The 20549-nt window shown below is 59.6% G+C and carries 13 protein-coding genes and 2 tRNA genes; 9 read left to right on the top strand and 6 right to left on the bottom strand.

Annotated elements, in window-relative coordinates:
- Window position 1 precedes the first annotated feature (1 nt).
- From DEIDE_RS03785 to DEIDE_RS03770, 4 genes are read left to right on the top strand one after another with little or no spacing between them, the layout of a single operon-like run.
- Complete coding sequence (locus DEIDE_RS03785) at window positions 2–622, top strand: DUF3780 domain-containing protein (protein WP_012692621.1); 621 nt, start codon at window positions 2–4, stop codon at window positions 620–622.
- The gene (locus DEIDE_RS03780; RefSeq protein ID WP_012692620.1) at window positions 619–3402 is read left to right on the top strand and encodes an anti-phage-associated DUF1156 domain-containing protein; all 2784 of its coding nucleotides are present in this window, start codon (window positions 619–621) and stop codon (window positions 3400–3402) included. Before DEIDE_RS03785 ends, DEIDE_RS03780 begins: the two co-directional genes overlap by 4 nt.
- A gap of 16 nt (window positions 3403–3418) precedes the next feature.
- On the top strand, window positions 3419–6187 hold the full coding sequence (locus tag DEIDE_RS03775; protein ID WP_012692619.1) for an anti-phage-associated DUF1156 domain-containing protein: 2769 nt from the start codon (window positions 3419–3421) through the stop codon (window positions 6185–6187).
- Window positions 6187–8937 (top strand): helicase-related protein, encoded by a 2751-nt coding sequence (locus tag DEIDE_RS03770; protein WP_012692618.1) that lies wholly within the window; start codon window positions 6187–6189, stop codon window positions 8935–8937. Before DEIDE_RS03775 ends, DEIDE_RS03770 begins: the two co-directional genes overlap by 1 nt.
- Window positions 8938–8963: 26 nt before the next feature.
- On the opposite strand, the gene DEIDE_RS03765 is transcribed toward DEIDE_RS03770, so the two are convergent.
- On the bottom strand, window positions 8964–9515 hold the full coding sequence (locus DEIDE_RS03765; protein ID WP_162485392.1) for a hypothetical protein: 552 nt from the start codon (window positions 9513–9515) through the stop codon (window positions 8964–8966).
- Window positions 9516–9924: 409 nt separating this feature from the next.
- On the bottom strand, window positions 9925–11091 hold the full coding sequence (locus tag DEIDE_RS03755) for a hypothetical protein (RefSeq protein ID WP_041227044.1): 1167 nt from the start codon (window positions 11089–11091) through the stop codon (window positions 9925–9927).
- A gap of 65 nt (window positions 11092–11156) precedes the next feature.
- On the opposite strand from DEIDE_RS03755, the gene DEIDE_RS03750 reads away from it, so the two are divergent.
- The 4 genes from DEIDE_RS03750 (at window position 11157) to DEIDE_RS03735 (ending at window position 15610) form a co-directional block, all read left to right on the top strand.
- Complete coding sequence (locus tag DEIDE_RS03750) at window positions 11157–11390, top strand: helix-turn-helix domain-containing protein (protein WP_012692615.1); 234 nt, start codon at window positions 11157–11159, stop codon at window positions 11388–11390.
- The gene (locus tag DEIDE_RS17925) at window positions 11387–13900 is read left to right on the top strand and encodes a bifunctional DNA primase/polymerase (RefSeq protein WP_049760435.1); all 2514 of its coding nucleotides are present in this window, start codon (window positions 11387–11389) and stop codon (window positions 13898–13900) included. Before DEIDE_RS03750 ends, DEIDE_RS17925 begins: the two co-directional genes overlap by 4 nt.
- A gap of 177 nt (window positions 13901–14077) precedes the next feature.
- Window positions 14078–14338: a hypothetical protein gene (locus tag DEIDE_RS03740; RefSeq protein WP_012692613.1), complete on the top strand. Its 261-nt coding sequence runs from the start codon at window positions 14078–14080 to the stop codon at window positions 14336–14338.
- A gap of 84 nt (window positions 14339–14422) precedes the next feature.
- Window positions 14423–15610 carry a tyrosine-type recombinase/integrase gene (locus DEIDE_RS03735; RefSeq protein WP_012692612.1) on the top strand — a complete coding sequence of 396 codons (1188 nt, stop codon included), beginning with the start codon at window positions 14423–14425 and terminating at the stop codon, window positions 15608–15610.
- Window positions 15611–15714: 104 nt separating this feature from the next.
- On the opposite strand, the gene DEIDE_RS03730 is transcribed toward DEIDE_RS03735, so the two are convergent.
- The 3 genes from DEIDE_RS03730 to DEIDE_RS03720 all read right to left on the bottom strand — a co-directional run bounded on the left by DEIDE_RS03730 (window position 15715) and on the right by DEIDE_RS03720 (window position 16945).
- Window positions 15715–15789 (bottom strand) — tRNA-Val (locus DEIDE_RS03730).
- Window positions 15790–15803: 14 nt separating this feature from the next.
- Window positions 15804–15877: transfer RNA gene (locus tag DEIDE_RS03725), tRNA-Cys, on the bottom strand.
- A gap of 354 nt (window positions 15878–16231) precedes the next feature.
- Window positions 16232–16945 (bottom strand): esterase/lipase family protein, encoded by a 714-nt coding sequence (locus DEIDE_RS03720; RefSeq protein ID WP_012692611.1) that lies wholly within the window; start codon window positions 16943–16945, stop codon window positions 16232–16234.
- Window positions 16946–17072: 127 nt separating this feature from the next.
- Between DEIDE_RS03720 and DEIDE_RS03715 the strand changes: the two genes are divergently transcribed.
- Window positions 17073–18083, top strand: a complete 1011-nt coding sequence (locus DEIDE_RS03715; protein WP_012692610.1) for a DsbA family protein — start codon at window positions 17073–17075, stop codon at window positions 18081–18083.
- A gap of 129 nt (window positions 18084–18212) precedes the next feature.
- Here the strand turns inward: DEIDE_RS03715 and thrS are convergent, their stop codons facing one another.
- Entirely contained in the window at window positions 18213–20162 is a 1950-nt protein-coding gene (gene thrS, locus DEIDE_RS03710; protein WP_012692609.1) for a threonine--tRNA ligase, read from the bottom strand.
- Window positions 20163–20549 lie beyond the last annotated feature (387 nt).

The raw sequence follows: 20549 nt of genomic DNA, 5'->3' as shown, positions 1-20549 counted from the left end.
CATGACGAAACAAGGCATAACGGCCACACCAGGGCACTTTGCTGCTCCGGATAGCGAACGGCCGCACATGCTGGTCAGCGTGCCCAACAGTAGAAAAGAGCTCGTAAATTTTTACGAGGTACGCGAGAACCTTGCTGGCCGCCTAACCCAGACCCTAAGGGGGCAACTAACTCACAAGCAGTGGGCCAACGTCGCCAGGACCGCCGAATTCGCATTCAACGAGCAGCTCCGGGAAGCAGGAGAGCGGCCTGGCCGCTTCCTAAAGACAGGTGATACTCGCCTGAGCATCAACAACCTGGGTAAGGAGTTGATGGTGCTCGTGTGGGCTGCCGAGGACGCTACCGAGGATGAGTTAGACGTGATTCGCGTAAGTTGGCAGCGCCTACACCGCATCGAGCGGTGGTGGCTGTTCAATCAGACGGTCGCCCTGAATGGCGACCCACGCGGACGTGGTAAAGGCTGGCGGGCCGCGCTGAGGCTCATGCTGGCCGCCACACCAACTGGGCCAGGCAATGACGTCAATGACCCGGACACCACCTTAAAATTGATGCCCACTCGCACCGTGAAAACAAAAAGCGGGAAGAACGACATGGAACCCATGTTCCGGAAGGCCAGCGCATGACTCAGACCCATCCCCTCCTCCCTGAAACACCACTAGCTGACCAACCTTCCCTCATCGAACACGCCTTCCCAGTGGCGAAACTTAGTGCCGAGAGTTACAAGGAACGCGATGCAAAGCAAGCCCAGCGTCTGTCCCCAGTTGGCAAGTGGTGGGGCCGTAAACCTCTTGTGTTAGTGCGCGCTAGTCTCCTGGGGGCCCTTCTGCCCGCTACGGATGACCCACAGAAGGACAACGAGGTCTTCGAACGTTTGATGGGTATGGACGAATTTGGCCTGTACGAGCGACGAACGCGCAAGGCGTTGACTGCTGGTCAATTTGCTGCGCTTTCATCCGAGGAACAACTCAAAGACGCTATCCTGGCAGAAGCCTATGAAGGCCCAAGCGATAAGGAAAGCTGGAAGTTTATAAACAACCACCTCAGGACAAACGCTTTCACACTTCAGGAACTCGTGGAGCAGTTAGGCATCATGCGCTTCGGTGAGAAGCCAAAAGTAGGGGATGTGTTCTCTGGCGGCGGCTCGATTCCCTTCGAGGCTGCCCGACTCGGCTGCGACACCTACGCCAGTGACTTAAATCCTGTGGCGGCATTACTAACGTGGAGTAATCAAACTCTACTATGCGCCACACCCAAAGATAAGGAACGTATCGACGCAGCCCAAAAGTGGGTGTACGAGGAAGTGGATCGCCAAATAACCAATTGGCGCATCGAACACGACGAACGAGGCCGCCGTGCTGACGCTTACCTATGGTGCAACGAAGTGCTAGATCCAGAAACTGGGTATATGGTACCACTCTCAGCGACATGGGTGATTAGCCAATCCCATCGTGTAGTTGCAGAACTGATACCTGACGAACTAAATAAAAGATATGAAATTAAAATTATAACCGGCGCCACAGATGAACAGTTACATAAAGCTAAATTTGGCACAGTAGTAAATCAACATCTAATACCGCCCCCAACACTTGATAATCCCCATCCTCACTCGACCCATATGGACCGCCTAATGGAACGATCAGGAATCAAACAATGGCAAGCTGAGGATATTTCGTCACGAGCGGAAGACTTATTTCAGGAGCGACTTTACTGCATTCGATGGGTTGAAAAAATAAAAAAAGTGGTTGGCAAAAAAATCAAAGTTAAGGAGGTTAGACACTATGAATCAGTGACAGCTGCAGACTTAGATCGGGAAAGGCAATGCTTTGAAATTTTGCTAGGAAAAATCAGTAACTGGCAAGAGCTGGGCTTTCTACCTACTCTGAAAGTCGAGCAGGGCAAAGAGATTCATAAGCCACAGAGCAGGCGCGGCTGGACCCATTGGCATCACCTGTTTACACCGAGACAACTCCTTATAAATGGTTTGTTTGCAGAGTCAGTCGCCAGAAGCTCCGCGCCCGCTGAACTATTAGCCTTAGTTGGCAAAGTAGCAGATTGGAATAGCAAACTGTGCAGATGGAAACCGATGAATAATTCATCTAGTCAGACTTACTCAGCACAATCCCTCTCTCCACTTTACAATTATAATGTGCGCGGTTTTCAAGCCTTAAGCACGGTGAGCATTACGACTTCGGATCTTAATTGCACTCCAACAAAAGTTGAACTAATTGACGCAAGAGGTGTAGAAAACGTCCGGTCAATATGGATTACCGATCCTCCTTATGCTGATGCTATTCCTTACGAAGAGATAAGCGAATTCTTCCTTGCTTGGTACGAGAAGAGGATCCCCAGGCTATTCCCAGAGTGGTATACAGATAGCAAGCGCGCGCTGGCCTTGAAAGGGAAAGGGGTTAGCTTTAACCAATCCATGATTGAGGTTTACTCAAACCTTTCCCAACTTATGCCTAATAATGGCATACAGATCGTAATGTTCACTCATCAAGACATAGAAGTTTGGGCCGACCTTGCGATGACCATGTGGGCGTCTGGATTGAAGGTGACTGCGGCATGGACTGTTGCAACTGAAACCACAGATGGCTTGAAAGGCGGCACCAACTCTGTCCAAGGCACTGTTCTCCTTGTTCTCCGTAAACGAGGCGCAGTCACAACCCTTTTCGATGATGAAATTCTCTCCTTAATGGAGTATGAGGTCTCGAAACAACTCAAGGACATGCAACTTCTCGAAGGGGCTGGTTTGCGCTGGACCGATGCTGATCTCCAACTAGCCACGTACGCTGCTGCTTTGCGCGTGATCACCACACACGACATCGACGGAGTTGACCCTCACCGTGAACTTCTGAAGGTCCGCGCTAAGGGCGAGAAATCCCCGGTTCACCGCCTGATCGAGCAGGCTTCGCAGGTCGCCAGCCGGGAGCTTATGCCTCGTGGTCTCGACGCGGGCATCTGGCGAGACCTCGGCGCGCACGAACGCTTTTATCTCAAGGGCCTCGAAACCGAAAGCCGTGGCGAGCACCGTAGTGGCGTCTACCAGGAACTCTCCAAGGGATTTGCTGCGAATTCTTGGCGGGACCTTCTGGGCGATGAACGAGCCAATCAAGTGCGCTTGATGACTGCCAGTGAGATGGGCAGCCGGTTTGTGAGCAACGGGCCACTTGCCGGAACATTGCTGCGACACGTACTGATGGCTATGCAGATTACGGTCCGTGAGCAGGACCCAGCGAAGGGCGTCGCATGGTTGCAAAGCGAAGTGCAAAACTTCGGCATGCAACAGACCCGGACCATTAAGCTCCTTGAGCATCTGGGAAAGCAGGCCCTCCCCCACTGGGCCGAGGATGCGGCGGCCGCTCGCCTGCTGCGCGGGGCGTTGATGAACGCCGGGGTGTGACACCCGAAAAAAGACCATGATGACGGGCACACCACCCAGGCCACTGTCGAACGCGCCCGCCCTGATTGAGCGGTGCTTCCCGGTCGCCAAACTTAGCGCCGAAAGTTATAAGGAGCGCACAGCCGGGTCTGCACAGCGGCTCACCGGGATGGGCAAATGGTGGGGCCGGAAACCTCTCGTGCTGGTGCGCGCCAGCATTCTGGGAGCTCTGCTGCCGGCCACCGACGACCCCCAAAGGGATATAGAGGTCTTTGAGCGCCTCCTGGGGATCGACGACACCAGCTTGCATCAGCGGTCGGGGCTATCCACCGCACAGTTCACGGCAAGTTCCACCCAGCAGCGCCGTAAGGATTCCAGTCTCGCGGAAAGCTACGAGGGCCCGACCGACTGGGCAAGCTGGATGATGATCAACGATCACCTCGGCACGAACTCCTCCAGCCTTCAGGAGTTGGTAGAAGAACTTGGCATCATGCGCTTCGATGAGAAGACGCGGGTTGGGGACGTGTTCTCTGGAGGCGGTTCGATTCCTTTCGAGGCTGCCCGGCTCGGATGCGGCACGCACGCCAGCGACCTCAACCCGGTCGCGGGTCTCCTCACTTGGAGCAATCAAGCGCTTCTGTGTGCAACGCCCAAGGCCAGGAAACGAATCGAAGCGGCCCAGCAGGGGGTGTACGACGAAGTAGATCGCCAGGTGATTGCTTGGGGCATCGAGCACGATGAGCAGGGCCGCCGCGCGGACGCTTACTTGTGGTGCAACGAGGTGCTGGACCCGGAAACGGGGTACGTTGTACCGCTCTCTACGACCTGGGTCATCTCGTTAAAGGACCGAGTCGTTGCTGAACTTGTGCCCGACCCGGTCCACAGACGGTATGACATCCGCATCGTGTCAAACGCAAGCCCTGAGCAAATGCAGCGGGCGCAGCAAGGCACAGTTATTGAACAGTACCTCGTTCCGCCCCGCACGCCTGAAGTTCCGGAGCCGCAGCGAACGCTCCTGTCCCGCCTCAGAACCCGGCATGATGACAGCCAAGGCCTCCGGCCGTGGACGAAAGACGACCTGACTCCCGCGCTAGGCGATTTCCTTCAAGAGCGGTTGTACTGCATCCGCTGGAGCGAAGACGTCCGTGTTGGCCGGAGATTCAAGAGTCTCAGGAGTTATGAGTCCGTCACGGCGGCTGACCTGGAACGTGAAGCCAGATGTCTGGCCCTTCTGCGGGATCGCCTCGACGACTGGCGGGCAAAAGGCTACATCCCCGAAGATTCGATCACAGTGGGAGACCGTAGACAGGACCGTCTCCTGAACGCGCGAGGGTGGACATACTGGCATCACCTCTTCACACCACGCCAACTTCTGCTCGGCGGTCTGCTGGCCGAAGCGACAGAGGCGTGTAGCGCAGCACGGGAACTTTTAGGCTTCGCGGGCAAAGTTGCCGACCGGAGCTCTAAGTTCTGTCTGTGGAGTAAGGCCACAGACACGCCAACCGGCACCTTCATGTCCCACCTCCTGACTCCCGTATACAACTGGAGTGCACGGGGCCTGCGCCTGTACAAGAGTCTGTATCTCCCCACATCGTCCATGCTGTCAGCTGACCTGCACGTGGAGTTGCGGGACGCTCGAGCGGTCGACACGCACAGTCATTTTTGGATCACGGACCCGCCTTACGCCGACGCTATCCGCTACGAGGACCTCAGCGAATTCTTCCTAGCGTGGTACGGCAAGAGACTCACCGCGCATTTTCCAGGCTGGTACGCTGACCCGAAACGTGCGCTGTCTTTGCAAGGCAAGGACACGGTCTTCAATACATCCATGATCGAGGTGTACTCCAATCTTGCGCGGCTCATGCCGGACAACGGCCTGCAGATCGTCATGTTCACGCACCGTGACGTCCAGATCTGGGCGGATCTTGCCATGATCATGTGGGCCTCTGGCCTGAAGGTTACCGCCGCTTGGACAGTAGCCACAGAAACTGAAAAGCGCAAGACGGGAGCCAATGCCGTGCAAAACACGGTGCTCCTGGTCCTCAGGAAACGCGGTGAGGTTGAGACGCTGTTTGACGATGAAATTCTCGCCCTCATGGAGCGAGAGGTTGCCCAGCAACTTGAGGACATGAAGTTCCTCGAGGGTGCGGGCCTGACCTGGAGTGACGCAGATCTGCAACTAGCGACCTACGCTGCGGCGCTACGTGTCATCACCTCACACGACATCGACGGCATCGACCCATGCCGCGAACTCCTCAGGGTGCGCGCTAAAGGAGAAAAGTCCCCAGTTCACCGCTTGATCGAACAGGCCTCACAGGTCGCCAGCCGGGAACTGAAGCCGCGTGGCCTTGACGCGGACATCTGGCGTGAACTCGGTGCGCACGAACGCTTTTATCTCAAAGGCCTCGAAGCTGAGCACCGCGGCGAGGAGCGGCGTAGCGGAGTGTACCAGGAGCTTTCTAAAGGCTTCGCCGCAAACGCTTGGCATGAGCTTGTCAGCGAGAGACGCGGCCAGGGCGCCTATCTGCTTACCGCCGCCGAGATGGGTGCCCGCGGCGTCCACACGGGTCCGCTCGCCGGGACACTGCTCCGTCACGTCCTAATGGCCGTGAATCTCACCACGCAGACCGGTCAACCAGAAAAAGGCATCACCTGGCTCCAGAAAGAGGTGCAGAACTTCGATATGCAACACACCAAAGCCATCAAACTTCTCGATTACCTCAGCAAGCAGACTCTCCCCCACTGGATGGCGGAAGCCGGAGCGGCCCGCATCCTGCGCGGGGCACTGATGAACGCTGGAGTCTGATGAGCCTGCGCCGCTTCAGCGCCCGTCTCGGCCGCATCGACGAGGACTTCCTGATCCCGCGCCTGACCGGGGCCAGCACGTACGACCGTCTCTGCGGGTACTTCACGTCATCCGTCCTGCACCTGCTTCAGGAGCCGTTCAGCACCGTGGGCCATATCCGCATGGTGTGCAACTCCGATCTGAACCCGTCCGACGTGGCCGTCGCAAAGATCGCTGAGGAGCAGCAGCGCCGCCGCTGGCACGCCAGCAAACCCGAGCTTCAACTCCTGCACGCGCCTCCGGAAATACGTGAACGCCTGCGTCTCCTCCACGCAGCACTGCTCAGCGGCCAGATAGAGATCCGGGTCCTGCCGGACGAGGCCTTCGGGTTCATGCACGGCAAGGCCGGCGTCGTCACCAACGGCACGAAAACAGCCTTCATGGGCAGCGTGAACGACACAGCCAGCGCCTGGAGTCGCAACTACGAACTGCTCTGGGAAGACGCCTCGCCGGAAGGCGTCGCGTGGGTCCAAGCGGAATTCGACGCCTTGTGGAATCACCACCAGGCGGTGCCGCTCGCCCGGGCCGTCATCGATGACCTCAAGCGCCTCGCCGGCCGGCATGACCTGACCTTGCAGGAATGGCGTGACCTGCTGCAGGGGGATCTGGGCAGCGGGGGTCACGACCTGAAGGAAGTGATGGCGCCGCTTATCGAAGCGCCTCTGTACACCAACGAGATGGGCCTCTGGCCGCACCAGAAGGCTTTCATCCACCAGACGATTCTGGCACACTCCGGCCCGTTCAAACGCGCGAGGCTCCTGCTCGCCGATCAGGTCGGGCTCGGCAAAACCCTGCAACTTGCCGTAAGCGCGCAGATCATCGCCCTGCAAGGTGAGAAGCCCGTACTGATTGCCGTCCCAAAGACCTTGCTTGGGCAGTGGCAGGCGGAGATGTGGGACCTTCTGCGCGTCCCGAGTGCCCGCTGGGACAGCAGCGTGAAGGGCTGGATCGATGAGCGGGGTCGCGTCACACGGGGCTTTCGGAACTGCCCTCGCCGCATTGCGCTGGTGTCCTCCAGCTGGTTGTCCTTTCTCGGCGACAGCCCGCACGAAGTCTTCGAGCAAGACTTCGAACTGGTGATCCTCGACGAGGCACACCGCGCACGAAAATCTGGCAAGGGAAAACAACGCCGGCCAAATAATCTTTACCGCGCCTTCTGTCGCCTCGCGGCGCGCAGTCGCAGCGTCCTCCTCGCAACTGCTACGCCTGTGCAGCTTGACCTCGTCGAGGCGCACGATTTGCTGCAGGTCCTCGCGCAAGGGGCGCCGGAAGTGCTCGGTGGGCCTTTCTCCTGGTGGAACATGCACGTTGACCAGGGCCTCGAACTGGCGGTAGGCCGCCAAGCTCCACCTACTGGGTTCATGGAGCAATGGGGATGGTACCGATCCCCGGTCGCGCAGAGCCGTGACGCACACGGCCGCCTCGACGCAGACCTGCTCGACATCCGCCGGAGTCTTGGCCTCCATAATGGTGAGTTCGAGGCCGGCAGCGACGGCTACAACCGCCTCAGCCCTATTGAGGAGCGGCACATCACACGTGACTTCCCGCAGTGGGTCCGGGATCAGAACCCGTACATCCGGCGGATTATCATGCGCACCCGCAAAGCTCTGGAAGAGCAAGGGCAACTCGAACGCATCGAAGTAGACCTTCAGGGCGACCGCGCAGACGAAGCGGTGCCCGTTGCAAGTGAAGTTGCCCGTGCTTATGAGATCGCCGAGAAAATTTGCGAAGTCCTGGGCACGCAGCACAACCTGACGGGCTTCGCCAAGACGGCCTTGCTACGCCGCATCAGTTCAAGCCTCGAGGCCGGATACATCAGCGTCAGCCGCATGCTACATGGCGAGGCAGTCATTCCCGATGAGGAAACCGAAGAGGACGAGGAGGAAGTCACCGTCCAGGCCACAGACGAGATGCGGCGTCAGCTTGAGGAGCTGAAATGGGTGCTCGGCCGGGCCCGCTCTAACGACCCGAAAATCAAACTGACCATTGACCTGCTCACTGGCGACTCTGCCGTCACGCGCGGGCAGAAAAGCTGGCTGCAGGACGGCTGCATCCTCTTCTCGCAGTATCTCGACACCGCCCGCGTGGTAGCTCGCAAGTTAAGTGCACACTTCCCAGACGTCCGCGTGGGCCTCTACACCAACGAGGAACAGAGCGGCTTTTACGACAATGGCGATTTCACTGGCTGCGAACGGCAGGCCCTCAAGGATCAGGTCAGAGACGGTACCGTTACCTTGCTGGTGGGCACAGACGCAGCGTCTGAGGGCCTGAACCTGCAACGCCTGTCGAATCTCATCAACATCGACCTCCCGTGGAATCCCACGCGCCTTGAACAACGGAAAGGTCGCATTCAGCGCATCGGGCAGAAGCACTCGACGATCCGCATCTACAACATGCGGTACCAGGGTTCGATAGAGGACCGCGTTCACCAGCGCCTCTCCGAGCGCTTCGGTGACATCGCTGCGCTATTTGGCCTGATCCCTCAGGTCCTTGAGGACAGCTGGGTAGAACTCGCGAAAGCTGAGGAGCAACGCGTGAAAGTGCTGCTCGACCACGTCGGTGAAGCCGAGAAGACCGCCCTGCTTCACCCCTTTGAGCGTGTGCACCAGCAAGTGCCGGACCTCAGCCACTGGGATGAATGCACGGCTGTCTTAAAGCAGACCGAAGCCGCAGCCCATCTGGAGCAAGGCTGGGGCACACACCATCAATAATCGCCGTCAACGCAGGCCCATCGGACTTACCTGGTCCTTCGAGCGGGACGAACACCTGCACTGCTCTTCACAGCTGCAGTTGGCAGTTCACTGAGGTCACGGGCCATCCGCTGCTGTAGCGCAGCGAAGTCCACTGGGGAAAGCTGCTCTTCAAGAATGAGTTGTAAACGGCTGAGCATCAGCGTGAACACCTCAAGTTGTCGAGCAGCACTGTCCTTGAGCCTCGTCTCGGCGCGGAGTTTGCTGAGTTTAATCAGGCGCTCGTGCCGTCGCTCAAGTTGTTCCGTAAACCCCGTGATATCCCGCAGGACACGTGCGGTTTCACGCACCAGATGCAATACCTCAGCCGGCGCTTCTGTTGCCCTACAAGCTGGCTCCGACCCCTTGTCTGGACTAGTCATACATCCTGCTTGCAACTGGCCTTGTAGAGCCTCAAGGGGAGCCGCCAATTGTCCGACGGAAGGGTGCACCTCTTTGAGCTGTTGCAGGTAGGCACGCAGATACAGCATGTCCTCATCGGTGTGGTCAGCATTTACCTGACGGGCCTGGTAGTCAGCAACAATTTCGTCGACGCGCACTTTAGGACGCCGCGAATACAGGCCTGTCTGCAAGGGTCGCCCAGGAGGCTGTGGAACAGGCTGACCTGCATTTCGGGCAGCATCACGCGCCTCTGGAGAACGCTGGCGAGGAGTCACGCCACCGTGTGAACGACACACGTACTTTCCGACCAGCGTCTCGCTGCTGGCGAACTGCCCACAGTAGGCGCACTTCCACGCCCACCCATTGGCTGTGCGCCTCACCATGGAGGGCCGCTGTTCCACGTCACTGAGGGTGACGGCAGGCAGTGTTGAACGCTTATGACGAGCCATAGAAACATCTTTCATGTGGCCGCGGGGTGAGCGCACCCCGGGGACAAGTGGGGATGGCCAGTTGTTGGTAGATGGGGACAACCCATGGGGTTAGGGCCCTTGGCAAAGGGTCAAGACATCACCACAACTTTGACTCTGGATGCTCCAACTTGCTCCTGCCCTCGGAGGGCTTGACGAAGGTGCTGAAGTGAGTGGCCCTGGCATGTGCACGAGCGTGCTCTTCCCGAATGGCTTGCGGCGCCGTACTTCCAAGGAAAGGCCGCAGCGCGTCTACCCGGTCACACCACGTGTTGAACTGCTCCAACCGACGGCGCCAACTGGCTTCTGGAAGCCGATGCTTGAGCTCTAGCAATGCGACGTGCTGCCGGGTCAGCACCTTATCGCGGCGTCGGCCCCCTGTTGCTGGAGGGGAAGCCAGTAGCGGCAGTGGCGGATGGCCAGTCAGCACGTATTCCAGCGCATGACTGGTATCCCACCAAGTCGTCGTGAGTGCGATATCGGTAAGGGCTTGGTGGAAGTCGAAAAGCACGCCGGAGAGTGGAACCTCGACTTCACGTAATCTACCCGGGAGATTTAAGGCAGTCCCAACTGTCCTGGCCAAAATACCGGTGCTCCGAACAAGGTCTCCGTCATCATCAGACGATTCGACGATCACCATAGGTGACGCGAAATTCGGAGCAGCGAAGAGCGCCGCACCCAGCTCAGGTGTCAAAGGCTGGCCCTGGTTCTGCCATTCCTGATCATCAGCGTAGCGCTCGGCCACCTCGCGGACATGACGCATCCACGCGCTTGCTTGAGATGTGGTCAATCGAATCACCAGCTCACACTCGAGGGTTGCACTCGGATCCTGTTGCTGCACCAACCACTCCTCAGCGTTTCGACGCGCCTCTCCATAGCCCAGGTCCAACCATGGAAAAAGGGGAGCTGTAGAGCCCGTCATTGTCAGGCGAATGGCCCGCACCTTGGTATAGAGCAGTTCGTTCTCTGCCGTCGCATAGGCCACCCCGTGCTTTGAGTCCAGCTGGCTTTGCTCGGGTGTCCGGTCAGGAAAAACTTCAAGGAGGCCAGCTTTCCGAAACGTCCGGCTGAAGCGTTTGACCATAGCCTTGACGTTCAGTTCGTAAATCTCCGCGTCGTCCCACTCCTGGCTGAGCACTGTCCATCTCTTCACCGCTCGCACGACATCAAGGACACCGAGGGCGGAGGGTTTAACGCCCTCGGCACGAAGCCCGCTTCGTACCTGTCTATGAAGAGTGTCATAGAAGTCCAACTCGTCTTGGGTCATAAAGCAATTAAGGCACTCAAAGTGCTTTAGGTCTAGTGGGTTTCGAAAGGAGAAGTTGAGAACCCATGACTAACCACATGACACCGCTGGACACCAAAGACCTCACCCCCATGACCGACCGGACCACGCTCGTGCCCCAGGTGTACACGCCGAAGGAAGCGGAAACGCTGCTGCGGCTGTCCAAGAACACCGTTAACGCCCTGCTGAACTCCGGGCAGCTGCGGGCCGTGCGCTACGGACGTAAGTGGCTGATCCCGCATGCTGCGATCGCTGAGTTCCTGCAGGCGGAGACCCAGTGAGCACTCCACCTATCAAGGGCATAAGCCTGACCGGATGGGCCACCGGCGACTACGCCCAGCACTACACCGACACGATGGGTTTTGGCCTGGTGCCCATCCCACAGGGGCAGAAGGGCCCGCGTGGTACCGGTTGGAACAAGCCAGAGAACGCACTGCGTGATTCTGTGCAGGCCGCGGCCCGCTTCGGACACAGCGGGGAGAACATGGGTCTGTTGCACAGCGTCAGCGGTACAGCAGTAATCGACGTGGATCATCAAGAGTATGCGCAGATGGCGCTGGCCGCAGTTGGGATTGATCTGGTGGCCCTTGTGCCGCAAAACCCTTGGCGTATTCACGGCCAGAAAGGCGAAAAGCCAGTGTATCTCGTGCCTGAAGGCATGCTTCTCCCCCACCACAAGCTCGTGTGGCCCTGCACGACTGGTGGGCCTGACATCACGGTCTTTGAATTGCGCTCTGCAGGTGTACAGGATGTTCTGCCGCCTTCTATTCATCCGCAGACGCAAAAGCCGTATGTGTGGGTCAATGGCGTCCCCCCGAGCCGGGAGGTCCTACCCGAGTTGCCGGCAGAGTTGGTAACGCTGTGGCAGAACTGGCATGAGTTGTTGCCCGTAATGCAGGCCGCTTGTCCCTGGAACAAGGTCAAACTCGCGCCTGAGATTAAGCCGACGCGGCACCAGCCCAAGACCAACGCCAGTGTGATCGAGGCCTACAACGCTCGCTTCACTCCGGGCGAAGTGCTGGAACGCTGTGGGTATCAGCGCACTGGGCAGAACGACTGGATGTTTCCTGGCAGCACGAGCGGCTCAGCGGGCGTACACCTGCTGCCGAATCAGGACCTTCTGCCCAAGGTGTTTTCGCATCACCAGGCCGATCCTCTATGCAACGGTCACGGGCATGATGCCTTCAGCGTGTTTTGCACGCTGGAGCACCAGGGCAACGTCCACGAGGCGGTGAAGGCGGCAGCACACCTGCTGGGGCTTTCCCTGCGTGACGACAGGACAGAGGCAGAAAGCTCTACTGCTTCTGCTGACGGTCAGGACACGGATCGGCGAATGAGCAAGAGCACACGTGCCCTGCAGCTGGTTCTTGACGCAGGAGAACCGTGGCGTGACGAGCACGGCCAGGCTTACCTGACAGTGCAGGCTCAGGGGCGTCGTGAGCACCACCGCCTGACTTCGAGAGGTGCACGGGACTATGCGGGCGACCTGTTCTTCGAGAAGGAGCAACGCATCCTGGGTAACCAGGCGCTCACTGAAGTGCTGGACACGCTGGCCGCCCGTGCCCGCCGTGAAGGTCAGGAATATCCCACGGGCCAGCGGGTTAAACACTGGCAGGGCAAGGTCTATCTCGACCTGGGCCGCGATGACTGGCAGGTGGTGGAAGTGGCGGGAGGGGCCTGGCGCCTCCTGTCTGCGGAAGAGTGCCCCGTTCGCTTCACGCGTTCGCCGCAGATGCTGCCCCTGCCTCTCCCCGAGGACCCGGGCACCCTGAGCCCGTTGTCTGACCTGCTGAATACGAACCGGCGTGGCCTGATTCTCTGTACCGCCTTTCTGCTGGGTGCTCTGTCTGCCCAGGGCCCATATGCCCACCTGGCTTTTAAGGGAGAGCAGGGCGTGGGGAAAAGTACCGCTGCCAGTACGCTGCAACGGCTCGTTGACCCGAGCACAGCCACCCGGCGCCGAGCACCCAGGAAGGAACAGGACCTGTTCATCGCAGCGCGCAGTGCTCATGTCCTGAGCTTCGACAACCTGTCCAGCATCTCTGCAGATCTGAGTGACAGCCTGTGCTGCCTGTCCACCGGGGGATCGTTTGCCACCCGGACGCTGCACACAAACGACGAAGAGACGGTTCTGCAGGCCATGCGTCCGGCCATTCTCAACGGTATCGCGGATCTGCTGACGCGGGCCGATCTGGCCGAGCGGACCCTGCTGGTGGAATTGCAGCGCATCGAAGCCAGCCAGCGCCTTACGGAACAGGAACTGGAAAACCGGTTTGTCCAGGCGCACCCTCAGGTGTTAGGGGCACTGCTTACTGCCCTGGCTACGGGGCTGCAGCGCCTGCAGGATACGCATTTGGAACAGGCGCCACGCCTGGCGGACTTTGCCAAGCTCCTCGTGGCTGCCGAGCCCAGCCTGCCCTGGGAACCCGGCGAGTTTCTGCAGGTCTACACCGACATGCAGGACGAAGCGGCCCGCGTAGTCCTGGAAGGCGATGACGTGGCCCAGGCGCTTCAAGACTTCCTGGACGAGAGGAAGTGGTGGGAAGGGCCAGTCAACCTGCTGCTGAACCTGCTGAACGAGCAGGAAGGCATCATGGCCGGGTTCAAGCGTCCTGCGCCTGATTGGCCCAAGAGTGCCCGGGCATTGGGAGAGCGTCTGCGCCGGTTGGCCCCTGCTCTGTCGAAGACGGGCTACACCACCGAGTTTCTGGGCCGGCGCAAGGACGGGCTGTACTACCGCATGCGGAAAACCGAGGCGGAAATGTTCACCACGTACACCCATGCCAAATAACCGCACCAGGCCATGGATGAGCGCCATCCCGCCTCCTGTACACATACACCGACGTACACCTTGGATGTATGTCCTGCCGAAGAAGTTTTGTTGTCCCTAACCGCATTTTCCCCCGAGGTGTACATAGTGAATGTCCTTGACACGACTTATCACCGCGGGAACACGAGGAGAACCACCATGTCCGACATCTTCAACTTTTTCGATATGCCTGCCCTGAGGCTCAAGCCGCTGCCCAAGAAACTTCAAGCGCTCGTCAGCGCCGCCGCGCAGAACAAGTTGCCGGTCGCTGTTCAGTTGGCAGATCGCGAAGTCCACGACCTCGGCGTGTGGGTGCTGGAGTGCGCGGCCAAGTACGCCACCGGCAGATACCCGGAGCGCCGGCTGCGCGACCTGTGGGAAGCCTACGGTGTCTGGAAAACGCATCCGATGAAGCCCTGAAGATCAAGCCGCTCAACCACTGGGGGAGCTCCACGGCTCCCCTATCATCTGAGCGGGAGGTCGCTGAACAAGGAAAGGAATCACATGAAAAAATCGGCTACAACCGCGAGCAGGGCTCGCAAAGAGAACAACGGCAATGGCGAGGGCAGCGTCTACAAGTACCGGAACGGGTACCGGTGGCAACTCCGGGAGAAATTCCAGGGAAAGATGGTGGTCGTGACCAGTGGCTCTGAAGCCACCAAGCTGGACGCCAAGCGAGCGCTCGCTCGCGCCATCACAGACCGGGAACGAGGCCTGCTGGTGGCCAGCGAGAAGGTTACCGTCGGGGAATGGCTGGACCGCTGGCTGCACCTGCGCAAACCCCACGTGCGTGAAACGACTTTCGAGCAGTACGAGTTGCGCCTGAGGCTCTACGTGCCCGAAGAGTTGAAGCGCCTGACTCTCAACAAGGTCAAACGGGCTCACATTCTGGAGCTTGAAGCGCAGCTCAGTGAGCATCTCCGGGCCAGTACGAGGAAGAAGGTGATGGAACATTTGAGCGCCGCATTCAAAGAAGCCATGCACCAGGACCTCCTGGTGAAGAATCCGGCCGACAGCATCAAGGTCTCGGCATCCCTGGCCGAGAAGCGCCAGCCCAAGCGGCGCAAGGCCCTGACCGATGCCGAGCTGGTCACCTTTCTGCAGGAGGCACAGAGCGATCCGCTCTTCCCACTGTTCTACCTGCTGTTCTCGCTGGGCCTGCGGTGCAGTGAGGCACTTGGCCTTCGTTGGGGTGACGTGGACTTCGAGTACCGCGAAATCCATATCGTGCAGGCGAACAAGCTGGTGAAGAACAAACCCAGGCTGGGCGAGCTGAAGACCGAGAACTCCCGCCGCACGCTGCCGGCCAGTCCGGATCTGCTGGCGGTGCTCAGGGCACATCAGCAGAATCAGAATGTCCTCAAGGCACAGCTGGGTGGGACCTGGCCGCCGCATGACCTGATCTTCACCACGGGTCTGGGGACGCTCCTGGACCGGCACAACGTGCAACGCAACATTCACCGGATCTGCGAACGGGCGGGGATCGAGAAGTTCGGAACCCATTCGGGGCGCCACACGAACATCACGAATCTGCTGCGCGCTGGTCACCTGCCGGAGGTGGTCGCCAAGATTGCGGGGCACTCCCGCCCCTCGACCGCCATGCTTCATTACCGGACGGTGATGCGGGACGAGATCCGCAACGCGGAGTTCAGCCTGCAGCGACACCTGACGTTGAGGGAGGCAGCTGACTGACCCCAAGAATGACTGGTGCACACATGGTGCACACACGCGCCTTCTCTGCCTCTGACGACGCCTGGGCATAAAAGGAAAAACCCCCGCCTGGACGGGAGTTCTGTTGGTAGACTCGAGGGGATTTGAACCCCTGACCCCTACCGTGTCAAGGTAGTGCTCTACCCCTGAGCTACGAGTCTGTACGGGTATTGATTGGAGGCGCTGACCGGACTCGAACCGGTGGTGGAGGTTTTGCAGACCTCTGCCTTACCACTTGGCTACAGCGCCGCTTGCATGGGCGGTTCATGCTGTCCCTTGCGTGGGGCTGGTGGGTCTCTCCTCTCCAGCGGAAGGAATGTTAGCACGGCACTGCCAAGCTGTAAACGGGTACGACCCCTGACCAGAGGCAAGAGCGCCCTTGGCTTGAAATATTGAGCCTGCACACCTGGGCTGCTGACGCCTCTGGAACTGCACCAGGACACTGTCAGACAGTCTCTCTGCGGCTCCGATATCCTGAATCAACGCCTACCAGAGCAGTAAAAAGCTGTGCCCAAAGAACATCATGTTCGTCTGCAAGAAGGCCGTGACCAAGGGCGCAACCACTGAAAGTGACATGGGTCCGCTCCTGGCTGCCCCGTTTACTCAACGGTGAATCAGGTCACGCACCTGCGTGTATACGGTGGTGCTCTGGTACAGCCGGCTGTGGCTCATACAGGCGGTCTGCGTGTTGAGTGCTCCGGACAGCAGCACACTCCGGTCAGGATTGATGATTTCGTCGCAGGCGGACCACCAGGTGGCGTATCGGACGAACCCCGGCGTTTCATCTTCGCTGTTCAGCGAATTCAGGAAGGAAGAACCTTCACGCATTTCGTAACAGGAACTGTACCAGCAGCCATTGGCGGTATTCGTACCGTGGTTAGGCCCACCCAGCGAGACCCAGGCATCCACTTTGCTTGTTCCCCCAAGGTTTTTGAGGAAGTAGCGGGATGACAGTCCGCCCATAGAATGCGAGATGATATCTACCCGGGCGGCTCCGGTCTGGGCCAGGATTGCGTCCACCTTCTGACGGATCAGTTCAGCGGTTGCGGAATTGGAGCGCGTGGAATCGTAGGACCAGTTGAACAGCTGGGCATCGGTCCAGCCGTCCTGTTTGAAATTGGCAATCATGGTGTTCCAGACTGACCCGCTGGACCTGTACCCGTGCACAAACAGGACCGGGTGACGCGTGATGATCTGCGGCGCGATTTCTGGGGCAGCCGGCAGGCTGGGCTCAGGAACCTCTGGAGGCGTAGTGCCGCAGGCAGAGAGCAAAGTGGCTGTCAGCGCAGCAGCCAGGGCCTTGGAGGGAGTATGCATAGCGTCTCCTTGGGCGGATCTTTGGAATGTTGGATCTGGTCCAAGGTAACAGAAAGGTCAGAGCCAACTTTCTGAGGCATCTTAAGTCCAACTTAATTCCCACTGTGATAATTGTTACACTGGGTCTGTGAATAAAGTTTTGCTGGGGCTGGTATGGGGAGTGGCATTGGCCCCGGTCGCGAGTGCGCAATTGTGGGAGACGCCCCAGGCGACCGTTCGGCAGGAGGTCCTGAAGGACTTCAGCGTTGCAGGCAATGTACTCCAAGGTCCCGAAACCCGCGTGACCCTGGATGTCAGCGGCGGACGGGTGGTGGGCGTACTAGTCGAGGCCGCCACAGGCACTGCCCTGGCCCGTGGAGTGGCCGCGGCCTGGGGAATGCGGGAAGCTGACCTGCCGCAACTTGTCCGGCAGCTGAGCAGCTCTGAACTGCTGGCCTCGGCCCGCCGTGGGTTCACTGAATTCACGGACGAGAGCGAGCAGGACATGATCACTGTCAAAGTTACTGGTCAGGGCGCGCAGGTCCGGTGGCGCGCTTATCTGGCCCTGAAAATCTGGCCGGATGCGGCTTTCCCCGCCACGCGGAACGTTTCAGGGCGAGCCGACGCGCCGAATAGCATCCGGATTTTCAGTGACTTCCAGTGTCCCTACTGCCGCGATCTGTGGCATGAGACCCTGCCCGGCTGGGCCAGGCAGACCACGCAGTACCGCGTGGCGCACTACCACTTTCCACTGGACTTTCACAAGAATGCCTTTGCCGCCGCCGAAGCCAGCGAATGTGCTGCGGCGCAGGGAGCCTTCTGGAAGATGGCAGATCAGATCTTCGCAGGGTTCGATGTCTGGAACCGGCTCTCCGCCCGGGACGCGGCCACACAGTTTCGCACCTACGCTGGCAACGCCAAGCTCACTCCAGCGACCTTTGAGAAGTGCATGACCCAGCGCTCGTCGCGCGCTGTGGTGGATGCACAGATCAAGGCGGGGCTGACCCTGGGGGTCAAGGGAACCCCGACCGTGTTCCTCAATGGGATGAAGCTACAGAACTACACCGATGCCTCTGAGTGGGCTCAGGTGCAGGCTGTCACGACCGCGAAGCCCAGCGCTGCACAGCTGATCGAATCGCGACTCGCGCAGTTCCGTTAACACGGGCGCGAGGCCTACACCCTGCGGCCTCACAAGCCCTTCCTGCCTCCGCACAGGTCTGCTCCCGGCTTCGCCCTGCCAGCAGAAAGGCCGCCTGAAAATCCAGGCGGCCTGCTGTGCTTGCGATGTTCAGATTCGGGCGCGGTAACGCTCCAGCAGTTCGGCGCACAGGTCGTCGAAGGCCACGCCCTTGCGCTCCTTGTGCCCTTCGACGCTGCGTTCGCGCACGCTGACCTGCCGGGCTTCCTGCTCCTTGTCGCCCACGATCAGCATCACCGGGATCTTGCTGAGCTCGGCGGTGCGGACCTTGGCCTGCATGCGGTTGGAACTGTCATCCACCTCGGCGCGCAGGCCTGCGGCATGCAGTTCGCTGCGCAACTCCTCAGCGTATTCGTTATGACGGTCGGCAATCGGGATGATCATGACCTGCCGAGGCGCCAGCCACAATGGGAAGTCTCCGGCGTAGTGCTCGATCAGGATGCCCACGAAGCGCTCCAGGCTGCCAAACGGCGCGCGGTGAATCATGATCGGACGGTGGTCCTGGCCGTCTTCGCCCACGTAGGAAATGTCGAAACGCTCCGGCAGGTTGTAGTCCACCTGAATGGTGCCCAGCTGCCACTCGCGGCCCAGCACGTCCTTGACCACAAAGTCCAGCTTGGGCCCATAGAAGGCGGCGTCCCCAGGCTCGATGGTGTAGGGCAGGCCGACCTCATCCACCGCCTCGAGAATCTGGCGTTCAGCGAGTTCCCAGTTCGCCTCGTCGCCCACGTACTTGTCGCTCTCGGGGTCGCGGGTGCCCACCCGGAAGCGCACGTCGTTCATGCCGAAGGTCTTCAGGACCAGCACCGTCAGGTCCAGCACGTCCAGGAATTCTTTTTTCAGCTGATCCGGGCGGCAGAACAGGTGCGCGTCGTCCTGCGTGAAGCCGCGCACCCGCGTCAGGCCGTTGAGTTCACCGCTCTGCTCGTAGCGGTACACCGTACCGAACTCTGCCAGACGTACCGGCAGGTCGCGGTAGCTGCGCGGCTTGCTGGCGTAGATCCGCACGTGGTGCGGGCAGTTCATGGGCTTGAGCATGTACTGCTCATCGTCCACCTCGATAGGGTTGAACTGACCATCGGCGTAGTACGGGTAGTGACCGCTGGTCTTGTACAGCTCCAGGTTCCCGATGTTGGGGGTGATGACCCCCTGGTAGCCACGGCGGAACTGCTGCTCTTTGAGGAAGCCGGCAAGTTCCTCGCGCAGCACCGTGCCGTTGGGCAGCCACAGCGGCAACCCCTTGCCGACAAGGGGATCGATGGTAAACAGTTCAAGTTCACGGCCCAGCTTGCGATGATCGCGCCGCTTGGCTTCCTCAAGCTGATGCAGGTACTCGTCGAGTTCCTTCTGGCTGGCAAAGGCCACACCGTACACACGCTGCAGGATGGGGTTTTTCTCGTTGCCGCGCCAGTAGGCGCCGGAGGTGCTCATCAGCTTGAACGCACCCGGCAGGCGGCCCGTGGAGGGAAAGTGAGGGCCACGGCACAGGTCCACGTAGTCACCCTGCTGGTAGAAGGTGATGGGCTCGTCGTCGGGCAGCCCCTGAATCAGCTCCTGCTTGTACGGGTCGTGTGGAAATTGCGCCAGTCCTTCGGCTTTGCTGACCTCGCGGCGCCTGAAGGCCAGGTTACGCGACAGGATCTCGCGCATGATCTTCTCGATCTCGGGCAGGTCCTCTTCACGCAGGGGCTCGGGCAGATCGAAATCCTGGTACCAGCCGTTCTCGATGCTGGGGCCCACGCCCCGCTTGATGCGGTCGTCGGAGTACCCCTTGGCGCGGTAGTACTCTCCGACAGCCTGGCTCATCACGTGGCCCAGCGAGTGCCGGAACAGCGGCGCAGCGTCACCCGGGTTCTTCTTGGTGATCAGGGTGATGCTGGCTCCGTCAGGCAGCGGCGTCATCAGATCCACCAGTTCACCGTTGGCGGTTGCAGCCAGCGCGTCCTGGGCCAGGCGTGGGCCGATGGCACTGGCCGCGTCCAGCGCGGTGGCACCCATGGGCAGTTCAAGTTGTTTACCGTCAGGAAGAACGACGTGCATGTGTTTTCTCCTTACATATTCAAGACAAGACAGACCCGGTCTGGCCGCAACCCAGCAGAACGCCTGAAAACCGCTTCGGGGTTCTCAGGCGCGCAGAGTTCGGGTAACCAGACCGGGAAGGTACGGCATTCGTCGCGGCCACACGCCACGCATCACCAGACCGGAGTGATGGGCGAGAGGCTTCATGGGGTCAGGATACCGGGTTGCAGCCGGCAGGAGCAACCCTGGAAACCTGATGCGGTGGCAGCTCCCTGCCCCAGGCCAGAGCGCCAGCCTCCGGATCCAGGGTGCACGGACGTCAGGAAAAGGCACTTGCCAGCTGGGAGAAATCGTGAGCCAGCCCTGCTCCTTCGAACCGTCTTGAGAAGGCTCAGAGCCTGCCAGCAT

Source organism: Deinococcus deserti VCD115 (assembly GCF_000020685.1).
GTDB classification, from domain to species: domain Bacteria; phylum Deinococcota; class Deinococci; order Deinococcales; family Deinococcaceae; genus Deinococcus; species Deinococcus deserti.
This window is presented reverse-complemented; position numbering and strand designations above follow the sequence as displayed.